The 18,069-nt window shown below is 55.4% G+C and carries 21 protein-coding genes and 1 riboswitch; of the genes, 13 read left to right on the forward strand and 8 right to left on the reverse strand.

Going from position 1 to position 18,069, the window contains the following annotated elements; all coding sequences use genetic code 11:
* Nucleotides 1-11: 11 nt before the first annotated feature.
* From tatC to ACGHAD_RS02180, 7 genes are read right to left on the reverse strand one after another with little or no spacing between them, the layout of a single operon-like run.
* The gene (tatC, locus tag ACGHAD_RS02150) at nt 12-797 is read right to left on the reverse strand and encodes a twin-arginine translocase subunit TatC (protein ID WP_382416906.1); all 786 of its coding nucleotides are present in this window, start codon (nt 795-797) and stop codon (nt 12-14) included.
* Nucleotides 794-1,207, reverse strand: a complete 414-nt coding sequence (gene tatB / locus ACGHAD_RS02155) for a Sec-independent protein translocase protein TatB (protein WP_339617984.1) — start codon at nt 1,205-1,207, stop codon at nt 794-796. The genes tatC and tatB overlap by 4 nt, the downstream gene beginning before the upstream one ends.
* 14 nt (nt 1,208-1,221) lie before the next feature.
* A complete protein-coding gene (gene tatA / locus ACGHAD_RS02160; RefSeq protein WP_382416909.1) occupies nt 1,222-1,464 on the reverse strand; it encodes a twin-arginine translocase TatA/TatE family subunit in 243 nt (80 codons plus the stop codon).
* A 26-nt stretch (nt 1,465-1,490) separates the two neighbouring features.
* On the reverse strand, nt 1,491-1,826 hold the full coding sequence (locus ACGHAD_RS02165) for a phosphoribosyl-ATP diphosphatase (protein ID WP_339617985.1): 336 nt from the start codon (nt 1,824-1,826) through the stop codon (nt 1,491-1,493).
* Between the two features lie 43 nt (nt 1,827-1,869).
* The gene (gene hisI / locus ACGHAD_RS02170) at nt 1,870-2,268 is read right to left on the reverse strand and encodes a phosphoribosyl-AMP cyclohydrolase (protein ID WP_382416911.1); all 399 of its coding nucleotides are present in this window, start codon (nt 2,266-2,268) and stop codon (nt 1,870-1,872) included.
* Nucleotides 2,265-3,101, reverse strand: coding sequence for an aldo/keto reductase (locus ACGHAD_RS02175; protein WP_339617987.1), 837 nt, complete (start codon nt 3,099-3,101; stop codon nt 2,265-2,267). The genes hisI and ACGHAD_RS02175 overlap by 4 nt, the downstream gene beginning before the upstream one ends.
* Nucleotides 3,094-4,329 carry an FAD-dependent oxidoreductase gene (locus ACGHAD_RS02180; protein WP_382416914.1) on the reverse strand — a complete coding sequence of 412 codons (1,236 nt, stop codon included), beginning with the start codon at nt 4,327-4,329 and terminating at the stop codon, nt 3,094-3,096. Before ACGHAD_RS02180 ends, ACGHAD_RS02175 begins: the two co-directional genes overlap by 8 nt.
* A 170-nt stretch (nt 4,330-4,499) precedes the next feature.
* On the opposite strand from ACGHAD_RS02180, the gene ACGHAD_RS02185 reads away from it, so the two are divergent.
* From ACGHAD_RS02185 to waaA, 6 genes are all read left to right on the forward strand, one after another.
* Complete coding sequence (locus ACGHAD_RS02185) at nt 4,500-6,206, forward strand: hypothetical protein (protein ID WP_382416916.1); 1,707 nt, start codon at nt 4,500-4,502, stop codon at nt 6,204-6,206.
* A 360-nt stretch (nt 6,207-6,566) separates the two neighbouring features.
* Nucleotides 6,567-6,737, forward strand: coding sequence for a hypothetical protein (locus ACGHAD_RS02190; RefSeq protein WP_382416918.1), 171 nt, complete (start codon nt 6,567-6,569; stop codon nt 6,735-6,737).
* 75 nt (nt 6,738-6,812) lie between these two features.
* Nucleotides 6,813-7,892 (forward strand): electron transporter RnfD, encoded by a 1,080-nt coding sequence (locus ACGHAD_RS02195; RefSeq protein WP_382416920.1) that lies wholly within the window; start codon nt 6,813-6,815, stop codon nt 7,890-7,892.
* Between the two features lie 134 nt (nt 7,893-8,026).
* Nucleotides 8,027-8,380 carry a hypothetical protein gene (locus ACGHAD_RS02200; RefSeq protein WP_339617992.1) on the forward strand — a complete coding sequence of 118 codons (354 nt, stop codon included), beginning with the start codon at nt 8,027-8,029 and terminating at the stop codon, nt 8,378-8,380.
* Between the two features lie 68 nt (nt 8,381-8,448).
* Nucleotides 8,449-9,027, forward strand: a complete 579-nt coding sequence (locus ACGHAD_RS02205) for a CBS domain-containing protein (RefSeq protein ID WP_339617993.1) — start codon at nt 8,449-8,451, stop codon at nt 9,025-9,027.
* 118 nt (nt 9,028-9,145) lie between these two features.
* Entirely contained in the window at nt 9,146-10,420 is a 1,275-nt protein-coding gene (gene waaA / locus ACGHAD_RS02210) for a lipid IV(A) 3-deoxy-D-manno-octulosonic acid transferase (RefSeq protein ID WP_382416923.1), read from the forward strand.
* Between the two features lie 82 nt (nt 10,421-10,502).
* On the opposite strand, the gene ACGHAD_RS02215 is transcribed toward waaA, so the two are convergent.
* Complete coding sequence (locus ACGHAD_RS02215) at nt 10,503-11,888, reverse strand: TolC family outer membrane protein (RefSeq protein ID WP_339617995.1); 1,386 nt, start codon at nt 11,886-11,888, stop codon at nt 10,503-10,505.
* 305 nt (nt 11,889-12,193) lie between these two features.
* Nucleotides 12,194-12,295: riboswitch (TPP riboswitch) on the forward strand.
* Between ACGHAD_RS02215 and ACGHAD_RS02220 the strand changes: the two genes are divergently transcribed.
* The 7 genes from ACGHAD_RS02220 (at nt 12,296) to ACGHAD_RS02250 (ending at nt 18,031) form a co-directional block, all read left to right on the forward strand.
* A complete protein-coding gene (locus tag ACGHAD_RS02220; protein WP_382416925.1) occupies nt 12,296-12,463 on the forward strand; it encodes a hypothetical protein in 168 nt (55 codons plus the stop codon). It begins immediately after the preceding riboswitch.
* The gene (gene thiD / locus ACGHAD_RS02225) at nt 12,433-13,275 is read left to right on the forward strand and encodes a bifunctional hydroxymethylpyrimidine kinase/phosphomethylpyrimidine kinase (RefSeq protein ID WP_382416927.1); all 843 of its coding nucleotides are present in this window, start codon (nt 12,433-12,435) and stop codon (nt 13,273-13,275) included. The genes ACGHAD_RS02220 and thiD overlap by 31 nt, the downstream gene beginning before the upstream one ends.
* The gene (gene thiC / locus ACGHAD_RS02230; protein WP_382416929.1) at nt 13,268-15,187 is read left to right on the forward strand and encodes a phosphomethylpyrimidine synthase ThiC; all 1,920 of its coding nucleotides are present in this window, start codon (nt 13,268-13,270) and stop codon (nt 15,185-15,187) included. The genes thiD and thiC overlap by 8 nt, the downstream gene beginning before the upstream one ends.
* A 14-nt stretch (nt 15,188-15,201) precedes the next feature.
* The gene (locus ACGHAD_RS02235) at nt 15,202-15,891 is read left to right on the forward strand and encodes an NUDIX domain-containing protein (protein ID WP_382416931.1); all 690 of its coding nucleotides are present in this window, start codon (nt 15,202-15,204) and stop codon (nt 15,889-15,891) included.
* Nucleotides 15,888-16,352 carry a DUF1249 domain-containing protein gene (locus tag ACGHAD_RS02240; RefSeq protein ID WP_382416933.1) on the forward strand — a complete coding sequence of 155 codons (465 nt, stop codon included), beginning with the start codon at nt 15,888-15,890 and terminating at the stop codon, nt 16,350-16,352. The genes ACGHAD_RS02235 and ACGHAD_RS02240 overlap by 4 nt, the downstream gene beginning before the upstream one ends.
* A 223-nt stretch (nt 16,353-16,575) precedes the next feature.
* A complete protein-coding gene (cpdA, locus tag ACGHAD_RS02245) occupies nt 16,576-17,400 on the forward strand; it encodes a 3',5'-cyclic-AMP phosphodiesterase (RefSeq protein ID WP_339618181.1) in 825 nt (274 codons plus the stop codon).
* Between the two features lie 40 nt (nt 17,401-17,440).
* Nucleotides 17,441-18,031, forward strand: coding sequence for a YqiA/YcfP family alpha/beta fold hydrolase (locus ACGHAD_RS02250; protein ID WP_339618182.1), 591 nt, complete (start codon nt 17,441-17,443; stop codon nt 18,029-18,031).
* Nucleotides 18,032-18,069 lie beyond the last annotated feature (38 nt).

Here is an 18,069-nt window from a genome sequence, read left to right on the forward strand (position 1 = left end):
CTAAGCGCCGGTTAGTCGGCGCTGTTATTGTCCTGGCTTTGCTCGCGGTCGTCTTGCGGATCGGCCTCTTTGCGCCGCCGATACAAAATGCGACCAAAGAAAATACCTGTCTCGAATAGTAGCCACATAGGCAGCGCCAGCAAAGTTTGCGAGATCACGTCGGGTGGCGTGAGCAGCATGCCAATCACAAAGCAACCAACAACCACATAAGGGCGCTTTTTGGCCATGCCGTCGGGTGTAATCGCGCCGCTTAAGATTAATAAAATGGCAGCAATGGGGATCTCAAAGGCGACGCCAAAGGCAAAAAACAGTTTTAGGACAAAGTCTAAATAGCGGCTAATGTCGGTCATAATCGCGACGTTGGCCGGCCCCACCGAGGTAAAAAAGCCAAACACCAGCGGGAACACCACAAAGTAGGCGAACGCCATGCCAGCGTAAAACAGCACGATGCTGGAGGCCAACAGCGGCATGGCCAGTTGTTTCTCGTGGCGGTATAGCCCAGGCGCAATAAAAGCCCAGAGCTGATACAAAATATAGGGTGCGCTTAAAATAAAAGCGACAAATAAGGTGAGCTTAAAAGGCGTTAAAAACGGCGAGGCCACATCGGTGGCAATCATAGTGCTGGATTCGGGCAGGTACACTTGCAGCGGCGCCGAGGCCAGCTCGTAAATCTCGGCGCTAAAGCTTAGCAGGGCGGCGCAAATAACCCCGACCACTAACAGCGCACGCAACAAACGGTTGCGTAGCTCGATCAGGTGTTGCACTAAGGGGAGTTCTTTATCGGTCGATTCGGTCATGGTTTGCCGGTATCAGAGTCGGTGCCAGTGGCGTCAGCATCGGCGGCGGGCGTTTGCGGCTCTTGCGTGTGGGCGTGATCGGGCAGCTCGTCGGTGTGCTCGTAACGCGCGGAGTCGAGCCGGCGCGCCCGCTCTGGGTCCATGATGTCGTTTACTTCCGCCTTGACATCGTCAAGTTCCCGGCGAGTCGCCTCTAGGTTGCGCATGATTTGCTCGTTGTGCAGCTGGCGACGGATATCGTCGGCGCCAATTTGGCGCTCGATCTCGCTGCGGGTCTCGCGCAGGCTGCGTTTTAGGCGGCCTACCCATAGGCTAACAGAGCGCACTGTGTCGGGCAGGCGCTCAGGGCCAATCACCAACAGAGAGACAATGGCAATTAGCATCAGCTCAAAAAAGCCCATATCAAACATAAAGTAAGCTGCGCTTAGTGAGTCTTAGACTTGTTTTTGTCGGCTGTGCTGTCGGTTTGACTCGCATCAGCCGAGTCGGGGGCTTCGACTTTTTTGGGGTCGGTATCCGCATCGGTTTTGTCGTCATCACCGACGGATTTTTTAAAGCCTTTAATCGCTTCGCCTAGATCTGAGCCCATGCCGCGCAGGCGCTTGGTGCCAAACAGCATGATGACAATGGCCAGAACAATCAGTAACTGCCAGGGACTAATGCCCATGATGAAATCCTCTTAATTCTTAATCATTAATGGCTGGTGCGGGATGCTTTTTCGTCGTGACCGGACACATTAAACCGTCGGCCCAGCTCGGCCAGCACACTGTCGGCATTTTCACCCAGGTGCGAGAGCATTACCAGCGAGTGAAACCATAAGTCGGCGGTTTCACCAATAAGTTCGGCGTTGTCACCGCTCGCGGCGGCGTCTTTGGCGGCGATGATGGTTTCGGTGCACTCCTCGCCGACCTTCTCTAAAATCTTGTTTAGGCCCTTTTGATGCAAGCTTGCCACGTACGAGCTGTCGGCATCGGCGGCGTTTTTTCGCGCCTCAAGGATCTTGGTTAATTCGCTGAGTATATCGCTCATGGTGGCACTCTTTACTTGTGTTCGATATTGGCGGGCGAGGCCCTTAGCCGTAAATATCTTTGGGGTCTTTAATGACAGGCTCAACACTGCGCCACTGGTCATCTTTTAATACGCGATAAAAGCAACTCTCGCGGCCGGTATGACAGGCGATGCCGCCGAGTTGTTCCACGCTTAGGACAATAACATCGGCATCGCAGTCGAGCCGGATCTCGTGCACTTTTTGTACGTGACCAGAGCTTTCGCCCTTGGGCCATAAGCGTTGGCGCGAGCGCGAGTAGTATACCGCAGTGTATTGCCGGGCGGTCAGCGCCAGTGCCTCGCGGTCCATCCAGGCCATCATCAGGATGCGGCCAGTTTGGTGATCTTGGGCGATGGCCGGCACTAGGCCTTGGGCGTCCCACTTTACGTCGTCGAGCCAGGCCGGCTCGTGGCTGTTGCTCATGATCGTTCTCCTGCCAGTGCAGCCAGCGCTGCGCGGGCTTGTTGTACGTTGTCATCCAGATGTGCGGGGTTAATGGTGCCAATAATGGCGGCGCTTACGCCTGGGTGGGCAAAGGCAAACTCTAAGCTGGCGCGCACCGGGTTGCTATGGTCGCCAGTTTGGCACAAATGGCCGCTGGCGAGGGCTTTTTTAAGCAGCGTGCCACGCCCCAGCCGCAGACATTCGTCCAGCACTGGTTGTTCATCGAGGTGGGCCGGGTTGTAGGTGGCCATCACGCAATCGGATTCGCGCGCCGCCAGTAGGCCGCCGGCCACGGTTTTGGTGGACATGCCAAAAGCGCGGATCTTGCCTTCGCGCTTAAACTGCTGCAGCACTGAAAACACCTCGGTGTTCTCGATAATATCCACGTCGTTGCCGTCGGAGTGGACCAGCACGATGTCGATACGGTCGGTGTTCAACCGCTTTAAGCTGCGCTCAATGCTCAGGCGCGTGTGCGCAGCGGAAAAGTCAAAATGGCTAACCCCCGCGTTAAATTCCTCGCCAACTTTAGAGCAAATCACCCAGTCATCGCGCTGGCCGGCAAGCAACGGGCCCAGGCGCTCTTCGCTGGTGCCATAGGCGGGGGCGGTATCGATTAGGTTAATCCCCAGCTCCCGGGCGCGGTTAATAAGGGCATGGGCTTCGGTGTCGCTGGGCAGCTCGAAGCCGCTGGGGTACTTAACCCCTTGGTTGCGCCCGAGTTTGACTGTGCCTAAGCCCACAGCGCTAATGGCGATGCCGGTGGCACCGAGTGAGCGCGAGGCAAACGAGGTGGCTGGTATAGCTTTAGTCATGTTTGGCCTCCCAGGGCAGTGGGGCAATAACGGGCGCGGGTAGCCGTTGCGCTAAATGGTTTAGGGCCGCATTGCTGGCAATCGCCGCATCGGGCTCAGGCAGTTGCGCTAAAATTTGGTTGGCCAAGTTAGGTGCCAGTGTCAGCTTTGTGGGCCAGCCTACCAGAACATTGGCAATATTGGCGGCCGGCTGGGCAAAGGCGTTGTCGGGCCGGGCAAAATCTTTTTGCCGGGGCTCGGCGCGTGCAATGGGCAGCGTCGAGAAATCGGCGTCAGCAAAATCCAGCCAAGGGAATAGCTCGGCCAGCTCTTTTTTGCCGGCGGCGATAAGTTCAGCGGCGCTCATGTTTGCGCCTTTCTCGGCCAGCGAGCCGCCTAAGTACCACACGGTGTCATCGCTAGTGGTGGGGTGAGTGCTAATGGTTAAGCGCGGGGTTTTGTCCGCCCCCAAGCAGTGGCCAAAAAACGGGTAAGGGTGGCGGTGGCGCACCACCAGTTGTTGTAGCGGGCGCAGTTGCATGGCCGGCTGTTGGCAGCCGAGCGCGCTTAATAATTCGGCGTTGCCTTTGCCGGCGGTAAAAATCCAACGTTTGGCGCGCACGGTGGTGGGCTTGTCGTTATTGTCTAGGCATAGATAGGCGTTGTTGGCGGTATCTTTGTGTAGCCGGTGGGCGATCTGATCCAGCTGAAAAATATAGCCTTGGTTGTTAGCCGCCAGGTTAGCCAATAGCGAGGGCACATCCAACACCCGGTCGACCAAGCGATACAAGCTGCCTTTAAACTGCGAATTTTGCAGTAGCGCCGGGCGCTCGCTGGCGGGCACTTTATCAACCCGCCCGCGCACCGCGCGGCTGGCAAAAAAGCCAGTGAGCTTACCCATGGTAGAGTTAGACCACATGTAAAAGTGGTCGCTGAGGCAGTTGGTGTGGGTTAAGTCGACATCGCCCGTGCCCTGTAAACATTGGCGCCAGTACTCGGGCATATCGGCAATTGTCTCAGAGGCTTGGTTGAGTGCGCCGCTTAAGGTGTACTTAATGCCGCCGTGAATCATCCCTTGCGAGGCGAGGGTTTGGCCTTCACCTAGGGGCCGGTCGGTGAGCAGTGCCACGTTATAGCCTGCGCTACGCAGACGATCGAGAGTCCATAAGCCGGCAATGCCGCCGCCAATAATAATAGCGTCGAACATAAAGCTGTCATTACTGGCTGGGGGGGCACTCGCGTTATTCATAACTCACTCGTTGTGGGCAACCGCTGCGGTAATATTGGGGATTTTCAATGGCGGCTAGTATATCGGTTCCTGTCGGGGTTTGCCCCCTGTTAGCAGGTTTCCTTATAATTTAAAAAACGTTGTTAAAAACTAACGGTTTGCACAAAAACAACAAATAACAAGGAATAGGGATGAAAGGACGATCACGATTTGCCGCTGTGATGATTGTGGCATTTTCTGTCTTGGCGCTTGGGTTGTATCTGTGGGTCGGTGCCAAGCGTGCGCAATTACCGGGTTACGGTTTTATGCACGAGGATGGCCAGCAACTGGCGGTTAATTTTGGTTCGCATATTGTTTGGCTCGATGCCGCTGGACGCGAGCAAGCCGCTATTGATTTGGCTGAGCTCGATATTGTCCCAGTGGGTGACTTTGGTTTTTTTTCCGATGGTGATCTTTTGCTGTATCACCGTGCTGAGCGTTTATCGTTTTGGGATAACCTTGCCGCATTTTTGCGTTTGCGATCAACGCGAACCTCCGGTGCCAGCAGTGAAGACGGCTTCTATCGCTGTGAATTAGCGCTTGAGCGGTGTCAGCCGTTGGCGCAGAGCGAGCAGTACCCGGCACGTAGTTTTCGGTTATTACTTGAGCCGGCAAGCGATATTATTTACCTGGCTGATACCGCCAGCCATGCCCTCTACAAACTCAGTCCCGAGGGGCGTGAGCTTGCCAAAAATGATCGCGACTTTAGGTTTCCCAATCAGTTGCTATGGCACAAAGGCGATGTGTGGCTGGCGGATACCAATCATCACCGGGTGGTGCGGGTTGCTACGGCTACAGATCAATTTGGTCGCGAGCGACAGGCTTTTACGGCACGTTTAAACGGCGAGTATCGCTGGCCCCATCAATTGGCAGCCGATGGTGATGGGATGTGGGTTTTGATTGGCAATAGCGCTATGGCGGAAGGGCGCCTGCAATTGTATTCGTGGGCGGGGGAGCCGCTAACGGCGTTGGTGTTGTCCGGACTTACCGATCCGCTGGCTATTTATAGCTGGAGCAAGCATCTTTGGGTAAACGATTTTGCCGAACCGATATTGCTGAAAGTCGAGCCCAAAACCGGTGTGACGGAGCGTGTTGAGTCGCCCACGTTGGCACGTTTAAGCGCGCAAGTGCGGCACGACAAACATTATTTGCGCCGTTTTGAGTGGCTGGCAATAGGATTATTTGGCTGTGTATTGTTCGGCGGCTTTGCGGCCGCTTGGATCTTGGAGAAAGACCAAACCCGGCGGCGGCTTAAAACATTGGGCGAGTCGGCGGTAGATATGTCGAGCGCGGGAGAGATTGAGCCTACCGGGCAGCGAGATATTATGTGGATCGCCAGTCGCATCAAATGGTATCACTGGTGGCTGGCTCGTTCCTGTTGGGTGATGGCGGCCGCCATGCTGGTTATCTTGGGGGTGAATTATCGGAGCCTTATTAGCATGCCATCTATTGTTTGGGTAAGTGTCGGCACCGCCGCGTTTATGGCGATGGCGGGTGTTATGGCGACGCAACTGTTGGCGAGTATTGCCGGTGCTAAGCTGGGCGTGATCGGCGAGTCGTTGGTGCTAGTGTCGGCCAAGGGCGCGCGAACCATTGCGCGCGGTACAGATTTAGCCTACAGCCCGCAGTTTATTTTTGCCGAGGGTGTGGCGGTTGCGTTGGGTAACCCGCAAATGCGCTTTTGGGATGAGCAAGCGTTACAGCGTTGGGTGTATCCGCGCTTAAAGGCCGCGCAAAAGCTAACGGGCGCTCAGCAGACAAAGCGTCTGTGGCGCTTGCGTCACCCACAGTTAATGTGGCCTGTGGCGCTTGGGGCGGTAATGGTGCTGGCAGCGTTAGCCCTCAAACTTTACACCTGATTGCCTGTTGTCCAGTTTGGGTGTTCGGTGTACAATTTTGCGCAGCCAGCGAACGTTTAGTTGGCTGCACTCGATAAATTAAAAGTGACTAATAAAGTTTCTAGTTTTGGCGACTTATTTAGTAAAGCATTAACGGTTGCGATGATACCCATGAACACATTTACCAACATATTTAATAGCCAGTGGCTATTTACCGCGCGTTGCTTCGCAATGCATGCGAGTGTTGTCCGGTGTTCGCAGCTGTCTGGATTTATCTGAAAATAATACAGGCCGCGCACCGATCGCGGCCTTAAGTGTTCCCCCTTCATTTACCCTTAAGTTTCGCGCTCGTGTTGTGGCCACAACATGGAGTGTTTTGCTGTGGGCTTATTACACAGGTGGCAGGCATTTTGGGCCGGTCGCAAGAAAAAAACCGGTGCAGATGATAACGCGGTGGCGCCCTTGGCGCAGGATGCGGGCATTCGTGTGACGCGAATTAGCTTGCCGTCGGGGCGGGTGGTAACCATTGTTCACAAAGAAACTGATCAATAGTGCGGGCGCGCCTCTTAACGGCTTGCGGTGGGCGCCGTACAATAACCGGCCATATAACCGGATTAGGACAAAGTGATGATCACAGTGGCTCGGCAATATTTGGTGTTCGGGGTGTGGCTCTTGTGCGCGGTATCGGTGCAGGCGCTGGAGGTGTCACCGAGCAGTGAGGCCATCAGTTATCGCGGCCGGATCGATTTTAGCGATCCGGCTGCGCCAGTTTTCAGCTGGCCGGCAACTCGTATCGACGTTAACTTTCACGGCGAGTCGGTGGCGGTAACGCTGGATGATGAGCTGGGTAAAAACTATTACAGCGCTTTTATCGATGGTGACTGGAAGCGACCCATTGTTTTGGGGTTGCACAAAGGTCAGCACAGGTACGAGGTGATTGATGATCTTGCCGCGGGCGATCATACCTTAACGCTGGTAAAGCGCACCGAGGGCGAGGAGGGCGCTACCCGCTTTTTGGGGTTAAATTTTAACGAGGGCGCTAAGTTGTTGCCCGCGTCTAAGTTGCCGCAACGACGGCTGGAGATCTACGGCGACTCGATTACCAGCGGTATGGGCGCTATGGCCCCGCTTAACGGCGAGGATGGCCGGCTGCTCGATAAAAACAGTTTTATGTCGTATGGGGCTATCACCGCCCGGGCTTTGGGGGCCGACTATCGCAGCATCTCGCAAAGTGGTATCGGCATAATGGTGAGCTGGTTTGACTTCACGATGCCAGATTTTTACGACCAGCTCAGCGCCGTGGGTGATAACGACAGTGTGTGGGATTTTAGCCGTTGGACGCCGCAGGTCGTGGTGATTAACCTATTGCAAAACGATAGCTGGCTGGTGGACAAGCGCCTCGACCCGGTGCCGACTGACGCCGAACGGGTTCAGGCTTACTATGATTTTATCGATCGCATTCACAAACGTTACCCCAAAGCTCTGTTGATTGGTGCGCTGGGCAGTATGGATGCCACACAAGCCGACTCTCCTTGGCCGGGCTATATTCAATCGGCAGTGGAAAACTATCGGCGCGATCACCCCAAAGCGCAACTGGCAACCATCGTTTTTCCGTTTACTGGCTATGGTCAGCACCCGCGGGTTGTTCATCACCAAGCTAACGCGGCTAAGCTGACCGCTTTTATCCGTGAGCGTATGGATTGGTAGTGGCCAAAAGCGCAAGAAAAGTAAAGTTTTTATAAAGGGCTTGTTTTGTTTATCATGTGCCCTTATATACAAGGTAAGAGCACAAAAAGGCTTGTTGCTTTTTTGGCTTACAACCGCGAGATTTAGCAAACCTGATGAACATCGCCCGCATTCATACTGTCAGCACCGCCGCTACCGTCGCCCTAACCCGGGCAGCGCGTTGGTTGTGCTTGCCGTTGTTGTTGATTGCGGTTGTATCGGCAGGCCATCAAACTAAGACAGATGACAACCACGCGGTCTTTTCGCAATTTGTGGTTGACCTTAGTGCGATCGACGCTAATCCTGCCGATGGTTCCGACAACCCAGATCACGATGCCTTTACGGCAAGCGGTCCTGCTGTCGTTACGGTACCGGCGCTCGCTCTTCAGCCTCAGGCGGTACGCGCTCCGGCGGTTACCGTTGCTCACGCTTTTGCGCCGCGCGCGCCCCCTGTCTCCGCAAACATCTAAAGAAACCCTCTTTCTAAAATGTTTGTAACTTGCCGCAGCTAGCAGTGCTTGTGGCAAAGGAGATTATGATGAAACCCGTACCTAGTATTGCGTTATCCCGCTTAAACCACAGCCTGACATTAAGTAATGTCGAGTCGCCCGAGATCAAGCTATCCAGCCCTGCTGATAAAGTGTTTCTGGATTTTGATAGCCGCCAGCCTATGGTGCTTGACCAGGGTGTTAGCGTTGATGATGCCGCGTATTTAATGCGTATTACCCACGCTAAAATTAAGCTGATTGTGGATCGTAACAACCAGTTTCGTGGGATTGTCAGCTTGCGTGACATCGACAGCGTCAAGGTGCTTGCCACCGCATCGGCCATGGGCGTTGCCCGGGCTGACTTAACCGTAAAAGACATCATGACACCCACGGTGCGGCTGCAGGGGATCAACCGTGGTGTGCTGGCCAAAGCCACGATCTCTGATCTGATTGAAGCGCTGGAGTTTGAAGGCCAGCGGTTCTTGCTGGTGCTGGACGATGAAGAGCGTATTTGCGGCTTGGTCAGTGCCGATGAGATCTCTCATCGTTTAGGGCGCCACCTGGATATCGAACCGGTGGCCCACAGCTTTAATGACGTCTTTAGCGCTTTGCGAGTTGGCTCGCTGTAGGTTGTATGCGGGGCTGATACAGCCCCTTTCAATTTAAAATCATTACGGCGGCCTTTATCTTGGCCGCCGGCCTCGCTATCCTGATGGTCCTTTGTCTTCAGCCTTGGCCATTAGATACATGCGCGCACTCTACTGCATCATTTTTTACCTGCTTTTGCCTTTTGTCCTTTTGCGCGTGCTGTGGCGTGCGCGGCACAATCGCGGCCACTTAAAACGTTTGCACGAACGCTTTGGCTATGTCGCGCCTATAACCGGCAAGCGCACGCGAATTTGGATACACACGGTGTCGGTGGGCGAGTTTCTGGGCGCCTTGCCGCTTATTCGTGAGCTAATAACGCGACAGGATTCCGAGTTAATTGTCACCTGCATGACCTTGACTGGCTCCGAGCGTATTGAGCAAACCCTGGGGGGCAAAGTGCATCACTTTTACATGCCCTACGATCTTCCCGGCGCCTTGCGCCGCTTTATTAAAATCGTCGACCCCGACCTGTTAATTATTATGGAAACCGAGCTGTGGCCCAACACCTTGGCAGCGTGTAAGGCCCACGGGGTGCCCACAGTGCTGATTAACGCGCGCTTGTCGGAGCGCTCGGCCCGAGGGTATCGGCGTATCAGCGGGCTGACGCGGGCAATGTTGTCGCGCTTAAGCGCCGCCGCGGTGCAGCACCGTGCGGATGCTGAACGCTTTATCGAGCTGGGCTTAGCCGATACCCGGCTGACCGTCACCGGTAATATTAAATTTGATATTGATTTTGACGATGAGCAGCAAGAGCTGGCAGTGCGATTAAAAAACGAATGGTCCAACAGTGGTCCGCGGCTGGTATGGATTGCCGCCAGTACTCACAGCGGCGAAGATGAGGTTGTTTTGCAAGCGCTGCGCCAGCTGCGCGACCAAGGTTTACAGCCCGAGCAGCTGTTGTTGGTGTTGATACCGCGCCACCCCGAACGGTTTGATGCGGTCGCGAGCTTGTGTGAAAAATCAGGTTTTAGCCTCGTCCGCCGCAGTGCAGGAGAGGCGCCAAGTTTAGCGACTGATATTCTGCTGGGCGATACCATGGGCGAGCAGCAGTTGATGTTTGGCGCCGCCGACATCGTGTTTATGGGTGGCTCTCTGGTGGACGTCGGCGGTCACAACTTTATCGAGGCAGCAGCGTGGGGGCAGCCGTTAATCAGTGGGCCGAGCTTGTATAACTTTGCCGAGGTATCGCGTTTATTGCGCGAGGCTGGGGCGCTGGAGATTGTCGAAAGTGCGCAGCAAATGGCCACTGCGGTGCAGCGTTTGGCCGAGGATGAAGACCTGCGATCACTGACCGGCGCTAAGGCGCAAGAGGTGGCCGAGGAAAATCGCGGCGCGTTAGCACGTACCCGAGAAGTGATTGAAAAGTTGCTTTAGTAAAAAGTCGGCGGGGAACGGGGAACGGCTAATAGGTGGACTCGCTCATCTAGCGTCTCACCCTGCCGTACCCCGTATCTAGTTAAAGCCCGTAATCGCTACGACGCACCATTTCATTTTGCTTTAAGAAATCGTCAATGCGTTCTACGTCGGCGGGTGTCAGCATGCCGGCCGCTTGACGTAGGCGAGTGTTCTGGATGATGTAATCGTACAGCGCGTTGGAGTAATCGCGTTGGGCTTGATAGAGCGAGCGCTGCGCCAATAACACTTCTACTAAGTTACGGGTGCCCACCTCAAAACCCGACTGGGTGGCTTTTACCGCACTTTGGTTAGAAATAATGGCTTGATAGCGCGCTTTTACCCGAGCCACGCCAGTCTCTACCGCTAAGTGTAGCGAGCGAGTGTCTTGAATAACGTTACGCTGTAGCAGGTTGAACTCTTCGCGCGCTTGCATTGACTGCGCGTAGGCTTGGCGGCGCACACCCGAGGTGCGCAAACCACTAAACAGCGGAACTCGTAATTCTAAACTCGCTGAGTAGCCTTCTCGCTCGTAATCATCCACTAATGCATCGGCGCCGGTTTTGTTCTCGGTGTCGGTGTCGGTGTAGCCCGCTTGTGCGCTTAGAGTGGGGTAGTGGTTAGCTTTAGCGGCTGATGCGCGGCGCTCGGCGGCAACGGCGCCTTGGCCGGCGGCTTTTAGAGAAAAGTTGTTCTCTAGGGCAAACTCAACCCACGAGTGACGGTCGGCTGGTTGTGGCGCAACCACCGGGAAGTCTTCATCCAGTGGGGCGATGGCGTCGTGCGTGCGTCCGGTCAGTACTTCTAGCGCTTCATAGCTAATACCTAACTGGCCACGGCCTTCCAGTGTCGCCGCGGTGGCGCTGTCGTAGGCGGCCTGCGCGTCGTGCACGTCAGTAATCGGTGTTAAGCCCACTTCAAAGCGCTGCTTGGTTTGCTCTAACTGTTGCTCAAGGGCTTTTTCTTCAGCGATGTTTGCTTGCAAATTATCAACGGCGCGTAACACGTTGAAGTAAGCCTCGGCGACACGGACAATCAAGCTTTGCTCATCAGAAGAGTACTGGGCAACGGCTTGCTCGCTCAGGGCGGAGCCTTGTTTGTAGGTGTACCAGGCGTTCATGTCGATCAGCGCTTGGCTCAGGTTTAGGCCCCAGCTGGTTTGCTCGCCGTCTACATCCAGCTCGTTGCCGGGAAGTTGCTGACCGTCGCGGGCGTTGTACACGGTTTCGTTGTCCGAGATTGTGTAGCTGCCGCTGGCGCTGATTTGCGGCAACAGCGCGGCGCGATTGATGGTGCGGTTTTCGAGCCCAGCCTGATAGGCGGCGTAATCGGCCTTAAGTTGAGGGTCGTTTTCCACGGCCATTTCGTAAATTTCGAGAATGGAGTTTGCCTGGGCGCTGCCACTGCAAGCGATCAGGGCGGCTAAGAGATAGCGTTTCGTCTTCTTCATTTGGTCTTCCAGTTCGTCATGCGTCCGTAAAAAGAGCGAGTGGTCTGCCACATTTTCCGCAACCTGAAAACGGCTGTCTGCAAAGAGCAGCGCCAATGTTGTTAGCAGGTCTTAGTGTGACGCGCCAACGGCTGCGTTGGATGCAGTGTCGGGCAAAGCCGATGTTGTACGCGTTATTTCAGGCCTGAGTTTAGCGGTTTGTCTGCTTAAGGTACAGATGAATAGTCGTTCATTTTGTCTTGGGTGGGTAAAAAACCGTAAAAACCACCGCTTTACAGGCCCGTGCGACTTCTCTAGACTGCGAATCTTTCTTGTCGGGGTGCAATTTTGCGTAAGCGAAATCGCTGAGAGAGTCCCGTCGACCTGATCCGGTTAGTACCGGCGTAGGGAACGAGAGCACGTCTACGATGAAAGTCACATCTATTGTATCTCTGGCACCGCTCGGTGCTGATGTCGCGCAAGCGTTGAGCAATCATTGCCTGGCGGTGTGTTTGCGTGTCGACTTTAACGGCTCTACTCCTGCGATTACCCCGTGGAGCCTACAATGCCCGACACCCCCCTTAAAGCCCGAGTAACGCCCACCGCGCTCACTATTGCCGGCAGCGACAGTGGCGGTGGCGCTGGGATTCAGGCCGACTTAAAAACCTTTGCTGCCCACGGTGTTTACGGCGCATCTGCGGTGAGTGCCCTTACGGCGCAAAACACGCTCGGGGTGCAGGGTGTTATGCCGGTGTCGGCGGAGTTTTTAGCCGCGCAGGTGCAATCAGTGTTGAGCGATTTGCCGGTCGCCGCGATCAAAACGGGCATGCTGGCCGATGCCGCTGCTATTAGAGCTGTGGTGGTCGCACTGCGCGATGTGTCCGCGCCACTGGTGGTGGACCCGGTAATGGTGGCCACCAGTGGTGACCGGCTGTTGCCCGCCTCGGCCGTCAGTGCGCTGCGCGATACCTTACTGCCACTGGCACATTTGCTGACTCCTAATCTTCCCGAGGCTGCGGTGTTACTGGGCGCCGATGTCGCGACCGATGTTGACCAGATGTTGCTGCAGGCTAAATCGCTACTGGCATTCGGCCCCCGCGCGGTGCTGCTTAAAGGTGGCCACCTGCCATCCGCTGATGCGGTGGACGTTTACTGCGATTCTCGCGGTTGCCAGCTGTTGCGCGCGCCCCGAGTTGCTACTCACAACACCCACGGCACCGGTTGCACCTTGGCCGCCGCCGCTTGCGCGCGTCTGGCTTTGGGCGATAGCGCCGAGCTTGCCGCCCGCCACGCCAAATCCTATTTATACCAAGCCCTGTGTCACGCCGATAAAGTTGCCGTAGGCGCTGGCGCCGGTCCTGTTCATCACTTTTTCTTTCACACTGCCTACGAGGTTAGCCATGAGTAACCGCAATGATAATAATGCTATCGCACTGAGCGAGCGCGCCGAGGTTGATAATGCATCCATACAGCCGTTTCCGCGCTCGGAGAAAATTTATGTACAGGGCTCGCGCGCCGATATTCGGGTGCCCATGCGGGAGATTAGCTTAGACGATACCGGCACCGACTTTGGCGGTGAGAAGAACCCACCGGTGCGGGTGTACGACACCTCCGGTCCCTATACTGACCCGGCGGCGCGGGTGGATGTGCGCGCTGGTATCAGTGACATCCGCCACGAGTGGATTCTTGAGCGGGACGATACCGAGCTACTGGCCGGGACTTGCTCAGAGTTTACTCGCGAGCGCAGCGGCGATGATTCGTTAAAACATTTGCGTTTTAAACATGTGCGGCAACCGCGTCGCGCCAAAGCAGGCGCCAATGTCAGCCAGATGCACTACGCCCGCCAAGGCATCATTACCCCCGAGATGGAGTACATCGCCATCCGCGAGAACATGGCGTTGGCGCAGGCTCGCGAGCAGGGCATTTTGGGTAAGCAGCACAAAGGTAACGACTTTGGGGCGGCCATCCCGGAGGAGATCACTCCCGAGTTTGTGCGCGATGAGGTGGCCCGTGGTCGGGCGATTATCCCCGCCAATATTAACCATCCGGAATTAGAGCCGATGATTATCGGCCGCAACTTCTTGGTCAAAATTAACGGCAATATCGGTAACTCGGCGGTAACCAGCTCGATTGAAGAAGAGGTGGAAAAACTTACCTGGGGCACCCGCTGGGGTGCCGATACCATTATGGATTTATCGACGGGTAAGAATATTCACGAAACCCGCGAGTGGATCATTCGTAACTCTCACGTGCCTATCGGTACCGTGCCGATTTATCAGGCGTTGGAAAAAGTCGATGGCGTGGCCGAAGACCTCACCTGGGAGATCTTTCGCGATACCTTGATTGAACAGGCCGAACAGGGCGTGGATTACTTCACTATCCACGCCGGCGTCTTGCTGCGCTACGTGCCCATGACCGCCAAGCGGGTGACCGGCATCGTCAGTCGCGGTGGCTCGATTATGGCTAAGTGGTGCTTGGCGCATCACCAAGAGAGCTTTCTGTACACGCACTTTGAAGATATTTGCGAGATCATGAAAGCCTACGATGTGTCCTTCTCACTGGGTGACGGTTTGCGCCCCGGCTCGATCGCCGATGCCAACGATGAAGCCCAGTTTGGCGAATTGGAAACCTTGGGCGAGCTGACCAAAATCGCCTGGCAGCACGATGTTCAGGTAATGATCGAAGGCCCCGGCCACGTGCCCATGCATATGATCAAAGAGAACATGGAAAAGCAGTTAGAGTGCTGCGACGAAGCGCCGTTTTATACGTTGGGGCCGCTTACTACCGACATCGCCCCTGGCTACGATCACATCACCTCGGGTATTGGCGCGGCCATGATTGGCTGGTACGGTTGCGCCATGCTCTGTTATGTAACGCCCAAAGAGCATTTAGGGCTGCCCAACAAAGCGGACGTTAAAGAGGGTATCATTACCTATAAGATCGCCGCCCACGCGGCCGACTTGGCCAAAGGCCATCCGGGCGCGCAGCTCAGGGATGACGCGCTATCAAAGGCGCGCTTTGAATTTCGCTGGGACGATCAGTTTAATTTGGGGTTGGACCCCGACACCGCTCGGGCTTATCATGATGAAACCCTGCCCAAGGATTCGGCCAAGGTGGCGCACTTTTGCTCCATGTGTGGCCCTAAATTCTGCTCCATGAAAATCTCCCAAGAAGTGCGGGAATACGCCGCTCAAGAAGGATCTACACCGGTATTGGACGACGGTGAAGAGGTAGTGCGTATGATCGACGTCGAGGCCGAGATGAAGGCCAAGGCCCGCGAGTTTCGCGAGTCGGGCTCGGAGCTGTATCACAAAGTGTAAACCGGACGAGGTAAATGACCCAGCAGCACAATACTGAGCAACACACCGAGAGCCGCGCGGAGCCTAAGGGCGCCGCGCCGGTTTTTGCCCGCAATGATGTCGAGGTGATCGATCGGCAAGAGCTGTATCGCGGTTTTTTTCACGCCGAGGCGGTGCAGTTGCGTCACCGTTTGTTTCGCACCCGTGAGTGGTCAGAGCCGATGCGGCGCGAGATTTTATATCGCGGTGAGGCGGTGGGGGTGGTGTTGTACGACCCCGCGCGCGATGAAGTGGCGTTGGTTGAGCAGTTTCGCGTAGGGGCGCTTGATGAACCGCAGGGCCCCTGGTGCCTCGAGGTGGTGGCAGGTATGGTCGAGCCTGGGGAGACGCCGCTGGATGTCGCAAAGCGCGAGCTCGTCGAGGAGGCCGGCATCGAGCAAGTCGAGTTGAGTTACATAGGTAACTACTTAGCCAGCCCTGGTGGTTGTGATGAAAAACTGCACCTGTACTGCGGGTTGTGCGACCTAACGGGTGTGGGTGGTGTTTTTGGGCTGCCGGAAGAGCACGAGGACATCAAAGTACACGTGTTGGCGGCGGCGGATGTGTTTGCCGAGCTTTATACGGGGCGTTGTAACAACCCTGCGGCGTTAATTGGTTTGCAGTGGCTACAGTTAAATCGCGAGCATTTGCGCGCAGCGGCGCTAGAGCAGGTGGGTAGCGAATGAAGCAACCCCTAAAAAAAGATCGTTACAAAGTTAACTTTCCGCTGCAGATGGCTCAGTGCGAAGCCAACTATCTATTGCTGAGCAAGCTTACCCCCGAATTGGCAGTGCGCGATGCGTGGCAGTTTGCCGTAGAACGTGCCGGCAAAAGCTGGGAAATGCGCATTGAAGTGACAGAGCGGATGCGCTACACCACCACGGTGCGAGTGGCGCGCCAAGACGAGCGCGATAGCAGTTGGTTGCAGCTGCCGCAGTTGACTGTGCGTTTGTATCACGATGCGCAGTTGGCGGAGGTGTTGGCCTGGGAGGGGCACCGCCGTTTACAGGTGCGCTACAGCTACCCCAACCGAGACATGTATCAAGCGGACGAGAAAGCTCAGTTTAATCGCTTTTTTGGGGAGTGGCTGACGCATTGTTTGCAGCATGGTCATTCACTGCACGATATTTCGCTGTTGGTTAAATAGTCTTTTCTGCTTAACGGGCCGTCGGCAATCTTTGCTGTGTCGCCTCAATTTCCACTTTGGCACCTAAATTTTCCATCGAAACCGATAAAAATCCTTTAAAAAGTGGGTTCGCGATCAAACTTTGCCCAGATGGTGCCCTTTGGGGGCTGGCGCGCGTTGCCATAAGCGTTTATCGTTATTGGCGATACGATGGATGGTCCCGATTGAAGGATTTGCGAACGCTATGGTGCCGACAGCATCACCCGATAAAGCTCCTGGCACTCCCGCCCGGCTTATTCAAATTACCGATACTCATCTTGGTCCCGCCGACGGCGAGACGTTGCTGGGACTCAATACCGATCAAAGCTTGGCCGATGTGCTGGTGCTGATCGAGGCCGAGCAGCGCGCGGTTGATGCGGTGGTGTGTACTGGTGATGTCGCCAGCAACCCAGAGCCCAGTTGTTATTTGCGTTACATCGATACCATGCGCGACTACTTTGACTGCCCGCTCGGGTGGTTGCCGGGCAATCATGACATCACCTCGGTGATGCAGCAGCTTCGCCATCCACACCTGCCGGCCATGCGCACTATGAGGGTGGGTGATTGGTTGCTGGTGCTACTCGACTCCAGTGTTGCCGATCATGTACACGGCGCCTTGAGCGACGACGAGCTGGCATTTTTACAGCAAACCCTCGCGAGCCACACGGCAGTGCCAACCTTGGTCATGCTGCATCACCAGCCGGTCCAGGTGGGCAGTGACTGGATCGACCAATACCAAGTGCGTAACCACGACGCCTTTTTTGCCATTATCGACCAACACCCGCAGGTAAAAGCGATTAGCTGGGGGCATGTTCACCAGGCGTTCGAGCTAACCCGTGGCCAGCAAGCACTGTTTGCCACCCCGTCCACTTGTGTACAATTTAAACCCGAGTGTGACGACTTTACCGTGGATACCTCCATGCCGGGGTATCGCTGGTTTGATTTGTACCCCGATGGCCGATTAGAGACCGGTGTATCGCGCGTCACCGATAAAGACTATCGTATCGATTATCGCTCGGCCGGTTACTAACCTCACCCTAGTTGCCGGCCTTTGAACAGGACACGGTAATATGCCCGCAGTTGTCTACCTGCACGGTTTTTTAAGCTCACCCGGTTCGCACAAAGCGCAACGGTTAAAGAGCTGGATTGCACAAAACGCACCCGAGTTGAGTTTTCACTGTCCACACCTGACGCCCTACCCGGCACAAACCCGTCGCGAGCTGGATGCTTTACTGGAGTTTTTGCAGCCGGAACCTGTGTGGGTTATCGGCAGTTCGCTGGGTGGCTTTTGGGCCACATGGTTGGTCGAGCACTACGGTGTGCCGGCTGTAATTATCAATCCCTCGGTAAGGCCCTGGGATTTTATGCCAGAGTATTTGGGAGTTGACCTCGCCTCCTATCACACCGATGATAGCTACCGGCTGGGTGCCGCCCATATAGATGAAATTAAAGCGGTTGATTGCACCCCAATAAAACGACCGCACAATTATTGGCTGATGGTGCAAACGGGCGATGAAACATTAGACTATCGTCAAGCGGTCGAAAAATACCGTGAGTGCCGACAATTGGTTGAACCCGAAGGCGATCACAGCTTTGTTGGCTTTGAACACCACATCGCCGATATTATTGAATTTTTTCGCGCTTTCTCCGCTGCGCGGTAAGCGATACCCGCCGGCGACAAGCCGGCTACCTCCTATAA

This window comes from Gilvimarinus japonicus, assembly GCF_042847215.1.
In the GTDB taxonomy this organism is placed as follows: domain Bacteria; phylum Pseudomonadota; class Gammaproteobacteria; order Pseudomonadales; family Cellvibrionaceae; genus Gilvimarinus; species Gilvimarinus japonicus.

Excerpts from the sequence above, each read along its gene's own strand:
- cpdA (WP_339618181.1), top strand. The coding sequence starts at position 16,576 with ATGGTGCCGACAGCATCACCCGATAAAGCTCCTGGCACTCCCGCCCGG.
- ACGHAD_RS02195 (WP_382416920.1), top strand. The coding sequence starts at position 6,813 with ATGATCACAGTGGCTCGGCAATATTTGGTGTTCGGGGTGTGGCTCTTG.
- ACGHAD_RS02185 (WP_382416916.1), top strand. The coding sequence starts at position 4,500 with ATGAAAGGACGATCACGATTTGCCGCTGTGATGATTGTGGCATTTTCT.
- ACGHAD_RS02250 (WP_339618182.1), top strand. The coding sequence starts at position 17,441 with ATGCCCGCAGTTGTCTACCTGCACGGTTTTTTAAGCTCACCCGGTTCG.
- tatA (WP_382416909.1), bottom strand. The coding sequence starts at position 1,464 with ATGGGCATTAGTCCCTGGCAGTTACTGATTGTTCTGGCCATTGTCATC.
- thiD (WP_382416927.1), top strand. The coding sequence starts at position 12,433 with ATGCCCGACACCCCCCTTAAAGCCCGAGTAACGCCCACCGCGCTCACT.
- ACGHAD_RS02165 (WP_339617985.1), bottom strand. The coding sequence starts at position 1,826 with ATGAGCGATATACTCAGCGAATTAACCAAGATCCTTGAGGCGCGAAAA.
- ACGHAD_RS02215 (WP_339617995.1), bottom strand. The coding sequence starts at position 11,888 with ATGAAGAAGACGAAACGCTATCTCTTAGCCGCCCTGATCGCTTGCAGT.
- waaA (WP_382416923.1), top strand. The coding sequence starts at position 9,146 with ATGCGCGCACTCTACTGCATCATTTTTTACCTGCTTTTGCCTTTTGTC.
- tatC (WP_382416906.1), bottom strand. The coding sequence starts at position 797 with ATGACCGAATCGACCGATAAAGAACTCCCCTTAGTGCAACACCTGATC.
- ACGHAD_RS02180 (WP_382416914.1), bottom strand. The coding sequence starts at position 4,329 with ATGAATAACGCGAGTGCCCCCCCAGCCAGTAATGACAGCTTTATGTTC.
- ACGHAD_RS02220 (WP_382416925.1), top strand. The coding sequence starts at position 12,296 with ATGAAAGTCACATCTATTGTATCTCTGGCACCGCTCGGTGCTGATGTC.
- ACGHAD_RS02240 (WP_382416933.1), top strand. The coding sequence starts at position 15,888 with ATGAAGCAACCCCTAAAAAAAGATCGTTACAAAGTTAACTTTCCGCTG.
- hisI (WP_382416911.1), bottom strand. The coding sequence starts at position 2,268 with ATGAGCAACAGCCACGAGCCGGCCTGGCTCGACGACGTAAAGTGGGAC.
- ACGHAD_RS02205 (WP_339617993.1), top strand. The coding sequence starts at position 8,449 with ATGAAACCCGTACCTAGTATTGCGTTATCCCGCTTAAACCACAGCCTG.
- thiC (WP_382416929.1), top strand. The coding sequence starts at position 13,268 with ATGAGTAACCGCAATGATAATAATGCTATCGCACTGAGCGAGCGCGCC.
- ACGHAD_RS02175 (WP_339617987.1), bottom strand. The coding sequence starts at position 3,101 with ATGACTAAAGCTATACCAGCCACCTCGTTTGCCTCGCGCTCACTCGGT.
- ACGHAD_RS02235 (WP_382416931.1), top strand. The coding sequence starts at position 15,202 with ATGACCCAGCAGCACAATACTGAGCAACACACCGAGAGCCGCGCGGAG.
- tatB (WP_339617984.1), bottom strand. The coding sequence starts at position 1,207 with ATGTTTGATATGGGCTTTTTTGAGCTGATGCTAATTGCCATTGTCTCT.
- ACGHAD_RS02200 (WP_339617992.1), top strand. The coding sequence starts at position 8,027 with ATGAACATCGCCCGCATTCATACTGTCAGCACCGCCGCTACCGTCGCC.